Genomic DNA, 15,247 nt, shown 5'->3' on the forward strand with positions numbered 1-15,247 from the left:
ACCATGAGCTGGGCACGTGCGCACACGTGGTCGCCAGGCGGAACGTTCCTCACCGGGCTCGTGACGCGCTGTGATCACCGTAGTGGTGGCACGCCTTGCTGTTATCGCAATCACTCAGGAAACCTGACCGGAATGAGCGGGGCGCGGCGGATGACGAAGGTCCGGCCTGGAGAGAGCCCGACCGAACGCCCGAAGGCGGCGGTCATGGAGGACGTCGCGGAGCTGGCAGGAGTGTCGGCGATGACGGTGTCGAGAGTGCTGAACGCCCCGGAGAAGGTGCGGCCGGAGACCCGGGCGCGCGTCCTCGCGGCGGTCCGCGAGCTCGACTACCGGCCCAACTCGGCGGCGCGCGTCCTCGTGACCGGCCGCTCGGGGGTGCTGGGGGTCGTCTGCTTCGACACCACCTTGTATGGCCCGGCCTCCACGCTCTTCGGCATCGAGCAGGCGGCCAGGGACAGCGACTACCTGGTCAGCATCGCCAGCCTGCCCGCGCTCAACCGCAGCTGGATCACCCGGGGCATCGACCGCCTGAGGTCCCAGTCCGTGGACGGCGTCATCGTCGTCGCGCCGCACGAGTCGGCCGCCGAGGGGCTGCGCCACCTTCCCCAGGGGCTCCCGGTGGTCGACGTCGGCGGGGGAACGGACCTGCCGGTGCCGGTGCCGGTCGCGGCGGTCGACCAGCACGCCGGTGCCGCCCGCGCCACCCGTCACCTGCTCAGTCTCGGTCACCGTACGGTCTGGCACCTGTCGGGCCCGCCCAACTGGATCGACGCGAGCGGCCGGGTGGCGGGCTGGCGATCGGCGCTGGAGGCGGAGGGCCGGGAGGTGCCCGAGCCGCTGGTCGGCGACTGGACCGCCCACTCCGGCTACGAGATCGGCAAGCGGCTCGCCCGTGAGCCCGACGTGACGGCGGTCTTCGTGGCCAACGACCACATGGCGATGGGCGTGCTGCGGGCCCTGCGGGAGGCGGGCCGGCGGGTCCCCGACGACGTGAGCGTCGTCGGCTTCGACGACGTCCCCGAGGCGGCCTATTTCTGGCCGCCGCTGACCACCGTGCGGCAGAACTTCGGCGAGGTCGGGCGGCAGGCGTTCCAGCTCCTGCTGGACCGCATCGCCGGGGTGGAAGGCGAGGCGCGGCGCATGGTGGAGCCCGAGCTCGTGGTGCGGGAGAGCACCGGCGTCAGGCCCTGAAAGAGCCCGCCGCGGCTCGAAAAGGAGCCGCCCGGGCGCTCGGAAGACGGCCGCCCGGGGCGCTGGCGCATCCCGGACGGTCGTCCGCGAAGAGCCGCCCGGGGGGATGGCGTACCCCGGGCGGCCGCTTGTTACGGCTTCACCTCCAGCGTCAGCGTGGTGGCCGACGGCCGGAAGCGGGCGTCGCCGGAGTAGGAGACGCTCAGCTCGTGCGTGCCCACCGGCAGGTCGAGGCCGAGCTCGGTCTTGCCCTGGCCGCCGGGGTTGAGGGTGCCCGTGCCGAGGATCGTGGCGCCCTCGGACACGGTCACCTCGCCGGTCGCGCCCTTCGGGCTCACGCTGTAGTGCACCTGGACCTTCTTGCCCAGCTTCACCTGCTCGGGTGACGCGTGGGCGGTGACGGCGGTGCCGGTCCTGGTGTCCTTGCCGAGGCGGATGAACGTCACCGAGTGGGCCGGGAAGTCGTAGGTGAAGGCGGAGGAGAATCCGCTCACCTCCCGCTCGACCGGGGAGATCTTCGTGGGCTCGGCGAGCGAGTTCACCGCGGCCGGGTCGCCGGTCAGCGAGGTGACGAGGGCCTTCGGCGCGATCGCGGCGTCGCCCAGGTCGACCGTGCTGCGCACGGCGGTGTCCTGGACGTTGACGGCCTTGATCACCACGTCGCCGGTGTCGCCGTCCTTCGAGACCACCTGGTAGAGCGGCTCGACGGAGACGTTGTCGGTGAAGTCGTTGATCTTCTGCCCGTCGAGCCAGGTGGTGATGTGCCGCCCGGAGACCTGGATCCTGACCTTGTAGTCGCGGCCGGTCTGCACCGTGGTGCCCGACGTCGCGATCGACGACTTGCCGCCGTTCGTCGCCTTCTCGATGGCCGACTGGGTGTTGTTCCAGCCGCCGATGTTCCACCAGTAGAAGTTGCCGGTGTCCTTCACTCCGAACATCACCAGGAAGCCCTCGGCGCCGCCGGTCTTGCGGGCGGTGACCTCCAGCGTGTAGTTGGACCAGTCCGCCGAGCCGGCCGTCGACCGGGCGTCGGTCACGCCGGCCGTCTGGACGTACGCGCCGTCCTGCACCGCCCACGTCCCCTGGCCGGGGGTCCACTTGCCCGTGCCGTTCGAGAAGTCGTCGCTGAACAGGACCGTGCCGTCGGCCCCGGTCACCGTGACGTCGTCGTAGCGGACCTGGGTGCTCCAGGAGCCGAGGCCGATGGCACCCTTGATGTCGTCCACCGGCAGCGGGCTCGCCTTGTAGGTGCTCGGCAGCACGGTGTCGCCCACGTTGCGGGAGAACAGGCGCTGCACGTAGTAGCTGGGCGAGCCGTACACCTGGTCGTTGTCGAACCAGATGAGGTCCGGCGTCCAGTTGACGTAGTCGACGTTGGACAGCAGCGGCGCGTACGACGCCAGCTCGACGACGTCGGAGTTGCGCTCGATGCCGGTCAGGTAGGACGCCTCGGTCAGCGCGTTCCAGTAGGTGTTGCCCTTGGAGGCGTACTCGCCGACGAACACGTGCGGGCCGTTGCGGTCGTAGTCGTCGTAGCGGTGGTTGTTGGCCAGGAACCAGCTCGGGTCGTTGTAGTAGTGCTCGTCGACCAGGTCGGCCTTCTGGTCACGGGCGAACTGCCACATCCGGTCGAACCAGGCGCCCTGGGACGTCTGCCCGGAGTTCGAGAGGATCTTGATGTCCGGATACTTCGCCCTGACGGCGTTCGCGAACGTGGGGAAGTTCGTGAAGAACTCGTTGTAGATCTCCTCGTTGCCGAGGCCGATGTACTTCAGGCCGAACGGCTTGGGGTGCCCCATCGCCGCCCGCTTGGAACCCCAGGTGGAGCCGGCCGGGCCGTTGGCGAACTCGATGAGGTCGAGCGTGTCCTGGACCCACCGCTGGAGCTTGGCCTCGTCGGTCAGCGGCCGGTTCTCGTTGCAGCCGTTGACGCCCACCGACAGCACCGGCAGCGGCTCGGCGCCGAGGTCCTCGGCGAACTGGAAGTACTCGTAGTAACCGATGCCGTACGACTGGTTGTAGCCCCAGAAGTTGAAGTTGGTCGGCCGCTCCTCGACGGGGCCGATCGTCTCCTTCCACTGGTAGATGCGGCGCCGGTCCTGGTTGAGCGCGTAGGGATCGTAGGTGCCGACGTTGGTCACGCAGCCGCCGGGGAAGCGCAGGAACCGCGGCTTGAGCGCGGCGATCGTCTCGGCGATGTCCTTGCGCATGCCGTTCGCGCGGCCCTTGAATGTGTCCTCGGGAAACAGCGAGATCATGTCGAGGTCGACCAGGCCGCCGCCGCCGGCCAGCACGACCAGGCGCGCGGCGTCGGTGGTCGCGTTCGCGGTGATCTTCGCGGTGTACTTCTTCCAGCCGGCCGGCTGGGCGTCGATCGTGGCGGTGCCGTAGACCGTGGAGCCGTCCGCGCTCTCGATGGACGCGGTGATCGGGCCGCCGCTGGTGCGCCGGGCGAACAGCGACAGGTCGTAGGTCTTGCCTGCCTGGACCGCGACGCCCCGGTTGAAGCCGGCGTTGCTCACGCCGAAACCGGTGCCCGGGGTGGTGATGTCCAGCCGCAGGAAGTTGCGGTTGCCGGCGTTCAGCGGCTGGTCGCCGGAGACCGCGGCCGTGCCGGTCGCGCCGCCGCGCCCGACCGGGGTCCACGCGGTCATGCCGCTGTAGTTCCGGTTGTCGACCGAGTTGAACTCGAACGACCGGTTCTGCACGAGCTCGGCGTAGAGGCCGCCGTCGGCCGCGTGGTTGATGTCCTCGTAGAAGATGCCGTACAGGTTGGGGCTGACCTTGGTGCCGGCGGCGGAGGTGTCCACCGTGAGCCTGCCGGTGTCCTTGGCGTAGCCTTCGACCTGGAACTTCGTGCCCTGGCTGGTCGCGTTCCCGCCGGTGGCGACGAGCCTGCCGTCGCTGACCGCGATCTGCCTGTCCCCGGCCGACAGGTACACCTTGCCGCCGCCGGCGTCGCGGAGCTGGAACGATCCAGCCGCCCGGCCGAGGTGCAGGGAGGAGTCGTCCGCGACGCGCAGGTAGCCCGTGCCGTCCAGCTCCTTGAGCGCGACCGTGCCGTCGCCCTTGTCCTCGGCGGTGACCGCGAGGCTCGTCAGGCCCTGGGCGTCGGAGGCGACCACCCGTCCGTCCTCGGTGGCCGACAGATACGGCGTGGCGCCGGCCGCGCGCAGCGTGAAGGGGCCGGAAGGGACGATCGCCTTGCCCGCGGCCGCCTTGACCGCGAAGTAGTCGAAGTCGGCCGCGATCGGCGTGCCGTTCTGCGCGGACAGCGCGAACAGGCCGACCTGCCTGACGTCCAGCGCGGCGGTGACCTTGGACGCCTGGACCCAGGCGGAGCCGTCCCAGTATGAGGAGGTGAACTCGTCGCCCGACCTCGCCAGCTTGAGGATCTCGCCCGTGGATCCCGGGCGGCTCGCGAAGGCCGCGGTGAACGCCGCCTTCACCTCGGTGTCGGTCTCGATGACGTTGCCCCCGGACGAGCCGACGTGCGCGAGACCGGCGCGGACGTAGTTGTCCCAGTCCTGCCAGGCGAAGATGCCGGCGCTCTGGTAGTCGAGCGCGACCGGGGCGCCGACCTTGGTGACGACCTCGAAGTCCCCGGAGGGGACGTCCATGAGGAAGATGTTCCTGGCCGAGTTGTCGGTCTGGTAGGTGTCGCCCTTCAGCGAGTGGATGCGCAGGCTGCCGGGCTGCTCGCCGAGGGACCACTGGGTGTCGTCGGGATTGAGAACCTGCCAGTCGGGGCCGAGCGCGGCGGTGTCGAACTGATCGACGACCGCGCCTGCCGGGATCGGGTCGGCGGCTTCGGCCTGAGCCGGCGTGGTGGAGAGCATGCCGCTGACGATGCCGCTCACCATGGCCGCCGATAAGGCCAGTGACCAGGCCTTTCTGCTCATTCGGGGGGCTCCTCCGGGTTCTGTTAGCGATAACATCACGAGATGGTCGCAAAGTGAGCGCTAACAAGGTGGATTCGGCCACCAGTTAAGGGCTATGCGACATGTCCGTCAATACTGTGTTACCGCGATGTGTCGGTGTGACCGGACCGTAATCGGCCATCACCTTGACGGAGGGTCGTGTTAACGCTCACAGTCTTCCCAAGCAGTTGAGAGGAGCGCCAGTGGGACCCAACGTCGACCGCCGCCCGCCCGTCATGGCCGACGTGGCCAGGCTGGCCGGAGTGTCGCACCAGACGGTCTCGCGGGTGCTCAACGACCATCCGAACGTCCGCGCCGAGACCCGCACCCGGGTCATGCGGGCCATCGACCAGCTCGGTTACCGCCGCAACCTCGTCGCCCGGGCCCTGGTCACCAAGCACTCGCGCACGCTGGGCGTGGTCAGCTTCGACACGACGCTGTACGGCCCGGCGAGCACGGTATACGGAATCGAGCAGGCGGCGCGGGACGCGGGTTACTTCGTCAGCATCGTGAGCCTGCGGACCATCGACAGGGCCGGCGTGAACGACGCGATCGGCTACCTCGCCGAGCAGGGCGTGGACGGCATCGTCGTCGTCGCCCCGCAGCGATCGGCGGCGCGGGCGCTCGACGACCTGCCGGCGGGCATGCCCGCCGTGGCCGTCGAGGGCTGGCACCAGGGCGAGGTCTCCGTGGTGAGCGTCGACCAGGTCGAGGGCGCCAGGCTGGCGACCTCGCACCTGCTCGACCTCGGGCACGAGACCGTCTGGCATGTCAGCGGTCCGGCGGACTGGCTGGAGGCCGAGGGGCGCATCGAGGGCTGGCGCGCGGCCCTGACCGCCGCGGGGCGGCCCGTTCCCGGCATGCTGACCGGCGACTGGAGCCCGCGTTCGGGCTACCGGGCCGGCAAGGAACTCGCCGCGATGGCCGGCGACGTCACCGCGGTGTTCGTCGCCAACGACCAGATGGCGCTCGGCCTTCTGCGCGCGTTCACGGAGGAGGGGGTGAAGGTCCCCGAGCAGATCAGCATCGTGGGCTTCGACGACATCCCTGAGTCGGAGTTCTTCTCCCCGCCGCTCACCACCATCAGACAGGACTTCGGGGCCGTCGGCAGGCGCAGTATCGACGTGCTGCTCCGGCAGATCGAGTCGGGCGAGGCGCTGCCTCACGAGCGTCTCGTGGTGCCTCCCCAGTTCGTGCTCAGGGGAAGCACAGCCGCGCACTAGCCGTACGGAAACACATCGGATAACCAGCGCCGCACCCCAGGTGTTAGCGCTAACTTTAGAAAGGATCCCCCCAGTGTTGAAGAGGATCTCGGCACTGATCCTGGCCGGTGCCACGGCCCTGACGATGGCCGGTTGCAGCAGCAGCGACGGCGGCGGCGACTCGTCCGTCGGCGGCGGCGCCGACGACGGCAAGCTCGTGATGGGCTTCGCCCAGGTCGGCGCGGAAAGCGGTTGGCGTACCGCCAACACCAAGGACATCCAGGAGTCCGCCAAGGCCGCGGGCGTCGAACTGAAGTTCTCCGACGCGCAGCAGAAGCAGGAGAACCAGATCAAGGCGATCCGCTCCTACATCCAGCAGAAGGTCGACGTGATCGCCTTCTCGCCGGTCGTGGAGTCGGGCTGGGACACCGTGCTCAAGGAGGCGCAGAACGCGAAGATCCCGGTCATCCTCACCGACCGGGCGGTGGACTCCAAGGACACCAGCCTGTACAAGACCTTCCTCGGCTCCGACTTCGTCGAGGAGGGCAAGAAGGCCGGTCAGTGGCTGGTCGACCAGTACAAGGACAGCAAGGACGACGTGAACATCGTCCAGCTTGAGGGCACCACCGGCTCCGCGCCCGCCAACGACCGGAAGTCCGGGTTCCAGGAGGTCATCTCCGCGGATCCGAAGTTCAAGGTCATCGCTTCGCAGAGCGGCGACTTCACCCGCGCCAAGGGCAAGGAGGTCATGGAGGCCTTCCTGAAGTCCAACCCCGACATCGACGTGCTGTACGCGCACAACGACGACATGGGCCTCGGCGCCATCGAGGCGATCGAGGGCGCGGGCAAGGTCCCGGGCAAGGACATCAAGATCATCACGGTCGACGCGGTGCACGACGGCATGCAGGCCCTCGCCGACGGCAAGATCAACTTCATCGTCGAGTGCTCCCCGCTGCTCGGCACCCAGCTGATGGACCTCGCCAAGAAGGTCGTCGCCGGCGAGCAGGTGCCCCAGCGGGTGGTCACCGAGGAGACCACCTTCACCCAGGAGCAGGCCGCGGAGGCCCTGCCCAACCGTAAGTACTGATCGGGTTCCGGGCCGCCCCGCCACCGGGGCGGCCCGCTCACACGAGACACGAGCACCGAGCGATCCGGAGGAGCGCGCCGCCGATCTGGACTGAGGAGCGCGCGGGAGCGAAGCGACCAGAGCGCGACGAGGAGGCGCTCCATTGCGCGCCTCCGGCACGACCAGGCGGAAGTGAGCGCTCCGATGGTGAGCGGGAGACAGGGATCGAGCGATCCGGAGACACAGGAAGGGGCGCCGCATGGCCGCACCCGCGCCGATCCTGCGGATGAGCGGGATCGGCAAGCAGTTCCCCGGCGTGAAGGCACTGGACGGCGTCGACTTCCGGCTGCTTCCGGGCGAAGTCCACGCGCTGATGGGAGAGAACGGCGCCGGCAAGTCCACCTTGATCAAGGTGCTGACCGGCGTCTACGACATCGACGCGGGCGAGATCGAGCTCGAGGGCAGGCGGGTCGCCTTCTCCAGCCCCCTCGCCGCGCAGCAGGCGGGCATCAGCACCGTCTATCAGGAGGTCAACCTCTGCGCGAACCTGTCGGTGGCGGAGAACATCTTCATCGGCCGTGAGCCCCGCCGGTTCGGCCGCATCCAGTGGAAGGCGATGCGCCGCCGGGCCGAGGAGATCCTCGCCCGGCTCGACCTCGATCTCGACGTGTCGGCGCCCCTGTCGTCCTACTCGCTGGCGATCCAGCAGATGGTCGCGATCGCGCGGGCCGTCGACATCGACGCGAAGGTGCTCATCCTCGACGAGCCCACGTCCAGCCTCGACGCGGGCGAGGTCGCCCAGCTCTTCCGGGTGATGCGCAGGCTCAAGGAGCAGGGCATCGCGATCCTGTTCGTCTCGCACTTCCTCGACCAGATCTACGAGATCTCCGACCGGATGACGGTGCTGCGCAACGGGACGCTCGTGGGGGAGTACCTCACCAGCGAGCTCAGCCAGGTCGAGCTGATCGGCAAGATGATCGGCCGGGAGCTGGCCGACCTGGAGAAGCTGGAGGAGCGCCCGCCGGCCAGCGAGGGCGCCCCGCTGATCGAGGCGGAGAAGCTGGGCCGCACCGGCGCCATCCAGCCGTTCACGCTGACCATCCGCGAGGGCGAGGTCGTCGGCCTGGCGGGGTTGCTCGGCTCGGGCCGTACGGAGATCGCCCGGCTGCTGTTCGGGGCCGACCACGCCGGCACCGGATCACTGAAGATCGGCGGCGAGCCGGTCAACCTGCGTACGCCGCGATCCGCGGTCTCCCGGAAGCTGGCCTTCTGCTCGGAGAACCGGCGGGCGGAGGGACTGATCCCCGACCTGACGGTCCGGGAGAACCTCGTTCTCGCCCTGCAGGCCTCCCGCGGCTGGACCCGGCCGATCCCGCGGCGCAGGCAGGACGAGCTGGTCGACAAGTACATCGCCGCGCTGAACATCCGCCCGGCCAACCCCGACCAGCTCATCAAGAACCTCAGCGGCGGCAACCAGCAGAAGGTGCTGCTGGCCCGCTGGCTCATCCTGGAGCCCCGCCTGCTCATCCTCGACGAGCCCACCCGCGGCATCGACGTCGGCGCCAAGGCCGAGATCCAGCGCCTGGTCGCCGAGCTGTCGGACGGCGGGATGGCGGTGCTGTTCATCTCCGCCGAGCTTGAGGAGGTGCTGCGGCTCAGCCACAGGGTCGGCGTGCTGCGCGACCGCCGGCTGGTCGCCGAGCTGGACAACGACGAGGGCCTGACCACCGACACTCTGACGGAGACGATCGCGAGCGGAGCCCGATCATGAGCCGGATCCTCAAGCACCGCCTGTTCTGGCCCCTGGTCATCCTGGTCGCGCTGCTGGCGCTGAACCTCTTCTTCACGGACAACTTCTTCAAGATCGAGATGAAGGAGGGGCACCTCTACGGCAGCGTGATCGACATCGTCCGGTTCGGCGCACCGCTGATCCTGGTGTCGCTCGGCATGACGCTGGTCATCGCCACCAGCGGCATCGATCTGTCGGTCGGCTCGGTCGTGGCGATCGCCGGCGCGCTGGCCTGCCTGCGCATCAGCGACCTGTCCGATCAGAACTCCGTGGGCGGCGTGCTCGGCGCCGTGGGCCTCGCGCTGGTGCTGTCGGTGGTCCTCGGCGCGTGGAACGGCTTCCTGGTCGCCGGCATCGGCATCCAGCCGATCATCGCGACGCTGATCCTGATGGTCGCCGGGCGCGGCCTGGCCCAGCTCATCACGGACGGGCAGATCACCACCGTCAACAGCTCGCCGTACAAGCTGATCGGCGGCGGCTACTGGCTCACGCTGCCGTTCGGGATCATCGTCGTCGCGGTCGTGCTCGCGCTCACCGCGTTCCTCACCCGGCGCCTGGCGCTCGGCCTGCTCATCGAGTCGGTCGGCGGCAACGCCGAGGCGAGCCGCCTGGCCGGCATCAGCGCCCGCGGCGTGCTCATGACGGTGTACGCGTTCTGCGGGCTGTGCGCCGGCATCGCGGGCCTGATGATCAGCTCGAACGTCTCCAGCGCCGATGGCAACAACGCCGGTCTGTGGATCGAGCTGGACGCGATCCTCGCCGTCGTCATCGGCGGCACCCCGCTGTCCGGCGGCCGGTTCTCGCTCAGCGGCACGGTGCTCGGCGCCCTCATCATCCAGACGCTCACCACCACCATCTACTCGATCGGCGTCCCGCCGGAGACGACGCTGCTGTTCAAGGCGCTCGTGGTGACGATCGTCTGCCTGATCCAGTCCCCGGCCTTCCGCACGAAGGTGTTCCACCGCCGCAGGCGCCCGGTCACGGCGTCCCCGGCGCCCGAAGAGAAGGTGAGGGTCACGGCGTGACGGGCATCACCGGTCTGCTGGACCGCCGCCGTGCGATTCCGCAGAAGTACATCCCGGTCCTGGTGACCGCGGGCCTGTTCGTGGCCATGTTCGTGGCGGGCGGCATCCGCTACGAGAACTTCGCCACCGGGCAGATCATCCTCAACGTCTTCATCGACAACGCGTTCCTGCTGGTCGTCGCGGTCGGCATGACGTTCGTGATCCTCACCGGCGGCATCGACCTGTCGGTCGGCTCGGTGGTCGCGCTGGCCACGATGCTGAGCGCGAGCCTGCTGAAGGACGGCTGGCCGGCGTACGCGGTCATGGTCTTGGTGCTGGTGATCGGCGCGGTGCTGGGCCTGGCGATGGGCGCGATCATCCACTATTTCGAGATCCAGCCGTTCATCGTCACGCTGGCCGGGATGTTCCTCGCCCGCGGCCTGTGCTACACGATCAGCACCGAGTCGATCCCGATCGACAACCCGACGTTCACCGACATCGCCCAGTCGCGGATCAACCTCGGCGGCGACCTGTCGGTCTCCCCGAGCGCGGTGATCGCGGTGGTGGTCGTGCTGATCGCGGCGTACGCGCTGCACTACACGCGGCTCGGCCGCAACGTCTACGCGACCGGCGGCAGCGAGCAGTCGGCGCTGCTCATGGGCCTGCCGGTGGCCCGTACGAAGATCGCGGTCTACACGATCAGCGGGTTCTGCTCGGCGCTCGGCGGCCTGCTGTTCGCCTTCTACTCCCTGTCGGGCTACGGACTGAGCGCCGTGGGCATGGAGCTGGACGCGATCGCCGCGGTCGTGATCGGCGGCACCCTGCTGACCGGCGGGAGCGGCTTCCTGTTCGGCACCGTGCTCGGCGTGCTCGTGCTGGGACTGATCCAGACGATCATCAGCTTCGAGGGCACGCTCAGTTCCTGGTGGACCAAGATCTTCATTGGTCTGCTGCTCTTCGTCTTCATCCTCCTGCAGCGCGTGTTCTCCGGTGGCTCGCGCCGCAGATCACCTTGATGTGCGGAAACATCCCGTCCCTTCCATCGGCCGCACAGCGTTGTGCGGCGACCCCCAAGGAGATGTACATGAGGTTGCTACGAATCGGGGGCGTGGTGTCGGCCATCGCGCTCGCCGCGACCATGACCGCCTGCGGCTCCAGCCAGAAGACGGTGGACACGGAGGCGTCCGCGTCCTCCGGGGCCGGCAACGCCGGGGCCCTGATCGGCGTCACCATGCCGACGAAGTCGTCGGAGCGCTGGATCCACGACGGCGACAACGTCAAGCAGCAGCTTGAGGCCCTCGGCTACCAGGTGGACCTCCAGTATGCCGAGAACGACATCCCGACCCAGGTCAACCAGATCGAGAACCAGATCACCAAGGGCGCCAAGCTCCTGATCATCGCCTCGATCGACGGCACCGCGCTCACCTCGCAGCTGCAGGAGGCCGCGGACAACAAGATCCCGGTCATCGCCTACGACCGGCTCATCCGCAACAGCCCGAACGTCGACTACTACGCCACCTTCGACAACTTCAAGGTCGGCGTGCAGCAGGCGTCCTCGCTGCTGAAGGGCCTCGGCGTCGACGGCGGCAAGAAGGGCCCGTTCAACGTCGAGCTGTTCGGCGGCTCGCCCGACGACAACAACGCCACCTTCTTCTGGAACGGCGCGATGTCGGTGCTCCAGCCGAAGATCGACGACGGCACGCTGAAGGTCAAGAGCGGCCAGACCGACTTCAAGCAGGCCGCCATCCTGCGGTGGGACCCCGCCACGGCGCAGAAGCGCATGGAGGACATCCTCACCAAGACCTACACCGGTGACACCAAGGTCGACGGCGTGCTCTCGCCGTACGACGGTCTGTCGATCGGCATCCTGTCGGCGCTCAAGAGCTCCGGCTACGGCACCAGCGGCCAGCCGTACCCGGTCGTGACCGGCCAGGACGCCGAGCTGGCCTCGGTCAAGTCGATCATCGCCGGTGAGCAGTACTCCACCATCTTCAAGGACACCCGCAAGCTCGCGGAGCAGACCGTGAAGATGGCCGACGCGGTGCTGAAGGGCCAGCAGCCCGAGGTGAACAACACCACGGACTACAACAACGGCAACAAGGTCGTTCCGTCGTACCTGCTGGACCCGGTGGTCGTCGACAAGGACAACTACAAGGACGTCATCATCGGCAGCGGCTACTACACAGAGGACCAGCTCAAGTAGGGATCCGGGCCCGGGGAGCAGTCCCCGGGCCCTCCCTGAGCGGGGGGCACATGACCGAGCACATCTTGCGGATGAGCGGGATCACCAAGACGTTTCCCGGGGTGAAGGCGCTGCAGGACGTCAACCTGGCGGTGCGGCGGGGCGAGATCCACGCGATCTGCGGCGAGAACGGCGCCGGCAAGTCGACGCTGATGAAGGTGCTGTCCGGGGTCTATCCCCACGGCCAGTACGACGGCGAGATCACCTTCGAGGGCAGACGCTGCGAGTTCGGCGGCATCCGCGACAGCGAGCACGCCGGCATCGTCATCATCCACCAGGAACTGGCGCTGTGCCCGCAGCTGTCGATCGCGGAGAACATCTACCTCGGCAACGAGCGGGCCACACGTGGCGTCATCGACTGGAACCGCACCAACTACGAGGCCGGCGAGCTGCTGAAGCGGGTCGGCCTGCGCGAGAACCCGACCACGACCGTCTCCGACATCGGCGTCGGCAAGCAGCAGCTCGTGGAGATCGCCAAGGCGCTGTCGAAGGAGGTGAAGCTCCTCATCCTCGACGAGCCGACCGCGGCGCTCAACGACGAGGACTCGGCCCACCTGCTCGACCTGCTGCGCGGGCTCAGGGACGAGGGCATCACCTGCGTGATCATCTCCCACAAGCTCAACGAGGTGATCGCGATCGCCGACTCCGTCACGATTCTCCGGGACGGGCGCACGATCGAAACACTCGACATGGCCGCCGGCGACGTGAGCGAGGACCGCATCATCTCCGGGATGGTCGGCCGCGCCCTCGACAACCGCTTCCCGCCGCGCACGCCGGCGATCGGCGAGGAGGCGTTCCGCATCGAGGACTGGACGGTCTACAGCCCCAGCCAGCCCGGCAGGAAGGTGGTCGACGGGGCCTCCCTCACGCTGCGGCGGGGCGAGATCGTGGGCCTGGCCGGGCTGATGGGCGCCGGCCGCACCGAGCTGGCGATGAGCGTGTTCGGGCGGACGTACGGCGTGCACATCTCCGGCAGGATCTTCAAGGACGGCAGGCCGATCGAGATCCGCACCGTGCAGGACGCGATCAGGCACGGCGTCGCCTACGCCACCGAGGACCGCAAGCGGTATGGCCTCAACCTCATCGAGGACATCAAGCGCAACATCAGCGCGGCCTGGTTGAAGGGACTGTCGAGGCGCGGCTGGGTCAACGAGTACGAGGAGTACCGCGTCGCCCAGCAGTTCCGCGCAAGCATGAACATCAAGGCGCCGGACGTCGACAGCGTCGTCGGCAAGCTGAGCGGCGGCAACCAGCAGAAGGTCGTGCTCTCCAAGTGGATCCTGACCGAGCCGGACGTGCTGATCCTCGACGAGCCGACCCGGGGCATCGACGTCGGCGCCAAGTACGAGATATACATGATCATCAACCGTCTGGCGGAGCAGGGCAAGGCCGTGCTGGTGATCTCGTCTGAGCTGCCCGAGCTGCTCGGTCTCTGCGACCGCATCTACACGCTCTCGGAGGGGCGCGTCACCGGCGAGGTGCCGCGCGAGGAGGCCACGCAGGAACGCCTCATGTATCTCATGACCAAGGGACAGGAGTCGCTCGCATGAGCAGCATCACGCCCGCCGACATCGAGGTCGGCGCCAAGAACGGCGGGGGAGCGCCGGGGCGGCCGGGCCGGGTGTCGCTCGGCGGGCTGTCGCTCAACCTGCGCTCCAGCGGTATCTACATCGCGTTCGCGCTGATCATCGCGTTGTTCTCGGTGCTCACCGACGGCGCGCTGCTGCAGCCGCAGAACATCTCCAACATCATCGTCCAGAACTCCTACATCCTGATCCTCGCGATCGGGATGATCCTGATCATCATCGCGGGGCACATCGACCTGTCGGTCGGCTCGGTGGTCGCGGTCACCGGCGCGCTGGCGGCTGTGCTCATGGTGAACATGGGCGTGCCCTGGCCGCTGGCCCTGCTGATCACGCTGGTGGCCGGCGCGCTGATCGGGGCCTGGCAGGGGTATTGGATCGCCTACTTCGGCATCCCCGCGTTCATCGTCACGCTGGCCGGCATGCTGCTCTTCCGGGCGCTGACCCTGACCGTCCTGGGCAACCAGGGCATCGGCCCGTTCCCCGACCAGGTCCGCACACTGGCCAACGGCTTCACCAACGGCTGGCTGGGCAACATCGGCCTCGGCCCGCTCGGGGGCGCCGACCTGTTCAGCCTGCTGATCGGCATCGTCGCGATCGCCGGCATGGTCCTCGCGCAGTGGCGCAGCCGCAGCGCGCGCAAGGGGTATGGCCAGGCGGTCGACTCCCTGGCGCTGTTCGCGCTGAAGATGGCGGCCGGAGCCGCGCTGATCCTCTTCCTCGTCGTGCAGCTCGCCCGCTTCAAGAACCTGCCGTGGGTGCTCGTGCTGCTGGCGGTGCTCGTGCTGGGGTACTCGCTGATGGCCAACCGCACCGTCTTCGGACGGCAGATCTACGCGATCGGCGGAAACCTCCAGGCGGCCGTGATGTCCGGCGTCAAGGTCAAGTCGGTCGTCTTCTGGATCTTCGTCAACATGGGGGTGCTGTCCGCGATCGCCGGCGTCATCTTCGCCGGCCGGCTCAACCAGGCGGGTCCCACCGCGGGCAACAGCTTCGAGCTGGACGCGATCGCCGCGGCCTTCATCGGCGGCGCGGCCGTCCAGGGCGGCGTGGGCAAGGTCGTCGGCGCGATCACCGGCGGCCTGATCATGGCGGTGATCAACAACGGCATGTCGCTGATCGGCTCGCCCAGTGAGCGGGTGATGCTCGTCAAGGGCGCCGTGCTGCTCGCCGCGGTGGCGTTCGACGTGTGGACCAAGCGCAGGGCAGGCACCGCACGCTGATGGCCGCAGACATCGACAGGAACCCGG

General features: G+C 68.4%; 10 protein-coding genes. 9 read left to right on the top strand and 1 reads right to left on the bottom strand.

Annotation, left to right across the window (positions count from 1 at the left end; all coding sequences use genetic code 11):
* The first annotated feature begins 132 nt into the window (after positions 1 to 132).
* Complete coding sequence (locus FLX08_RS31005; RefSeq protein WP_425280654.1) at positions 133 to 1,191, top strand: LacI family DNA-binding transcriptional regulator; 1,059 nt, start codon at positions 133 to 135, stop codon at positions 1,189 to 1,191.
* A 131-nt stretch (positions 1,192 to 1,322) separates the two neighbouring features.
* Here the strand turns inward: FLX08_RS31005 and FLX08_RS31010 are convergent, their stop codons facing one another.
* Positions 1,323 to 5,093 carry an alpha-L-arabinofuranosidase C-terminal domain-containing protein gene (locus FLX08_RS31010; RefSeq protein WP_142623815.1) on the bottom strand — a complete coding sequence of 1,257 codons (3,771 nt, stop codon included), beginning with the start codon at positions 5,091 to 5,093 and terminating at the stop codon, positions 1,323 to 1,325.
* A 254-nt stretch (positions 5,094 to 5,347) separates the two neighbouring features.
* On the opposite strand from FLX08_RS31010, the gene FLX08_RS31015 reads away from it, so the two are divergent.
* The 8 genes from FLX08_RS31015 (at position 5,348) to mmsB (ending at position 15,220) form a co-directional block, all read left to right on the top strand.
* A complete protein-coding gene (locus tag FLX08_RS31015; protein WP_142623838.1) occupies positions 5,348 to 6,334 on the top strand; it encodes a LacI family DNA-binding transcriptional regulator in 987 nt (328 codons plus the stop codon).
* A 73-nt stretch (positions 6,335 to 6,407) separates the two neighbouring features.
* Entirely contained in the window at positions 6,408 to 7,400 is a 993-nt protein-coding gene (locus tag FLX08_RS31020) for an ABC transporter substrate-binding protein (RefSeq protein ID WP_208761770.1), read from the top strand.
* Positions 7,401 to 7,638: 238 nt separating this feature from the next.
* Positions 7,639 to 9,150, top strand: a complete 1,512-nt coding sequence (locus FLX08_RS31025; RefSeq protein ID WP_142623816.1) for a sugar ABC transporter ATP-binding protein — start codon at positions 7,639 to 7,641, stop codon at positions 9,148 to 9,150.
* Complete coding sequence (locus FLX08_RS31030; protein ID WP_142623817.1) at positions 9,147 to 10,193, top strand: ABC transporter permease; 1,047 nt, start codon at positions 9,147 to 9,149, stop codon at positions 10,191 to 10,193. Before FLX08_RS31025 ends, FLX08_RS31030 begins: the two co-directional genes overlap by 4 nt.
* Positions 10,190 to 11,188 carry a galactofuranose ABC transporter, permease protein YjfF gene (yjfF, locus tag FLX08_RS31035; RefSeq protein ID WP_244313031.1) on the top strand — a complete coding sequence of 333 codons (999 nt, stop codon included), beginning with the start codon at positions 10,190 to 10,192 and terminating at the stop codon, positions 11,186 to 11,188. The genes FLX08_RS31030 and yjfF overlap by 4 nt, the downstream gene beginning before the upstream one ends.
* 68 nt (positions 11,189 to 11,256) lie before the next feature.
* Complete coding sequence (gene chvE, locus FLX08_RS31040) at positions 11,257 to 12,375, top strand: multiple monosaccharide ABC transporter substrate-binding protein (RefSeq protein ID WP_142623818.1); 1,119 nt, start codon at positions 11,257 to 11,259, stop codon at positions 12,373 to 12,375.
* A 50-nt stretch (positions 12,376 to 12,425) separates the two neighbouring features.
* Positions 12,426 to 13,964: a multiple monosaccharide ABC transporter ATP-binding protein gene (mmsA, locus tag FLX08_RS31045; RefSeq protein WP_142623819.1), complete on the top strand. Its 1,539-nt coding sequence runs from the start codon at positions 12,426 to 12,428 to the stop codon at positions 13,962 to 13,964.
* Positions 13,961 to 15,220 carry a multiple monosaccharide ABC transporter permease gene (mmsB, locus tag FLX08_RS31050; protein WP_208761771.1) on the top strand — a complete coding sequence of 420 codons (1,260 nt, stop codon included), beginning with the start codon at positions 13,961 to 13,963 and terminating at the stop codon, positions 15,218 to 15,220. The genes mmsA and mmsB overlap by 4 nt, the downstream gene beginning before the upstream one ends.
* Positions 15,221 to 15,247 lie beyond the last annotated feature (27 nt).

It is taken from the genome of Microbispora hainanensis (genome assembly GCF_006874475.1).
Lineage (GTDB): Bacteria > Actinomycetota > Actinomycetes > Streptosporangiales > Streptosporangiaceae > Microbispora > Microbispora hainanensis.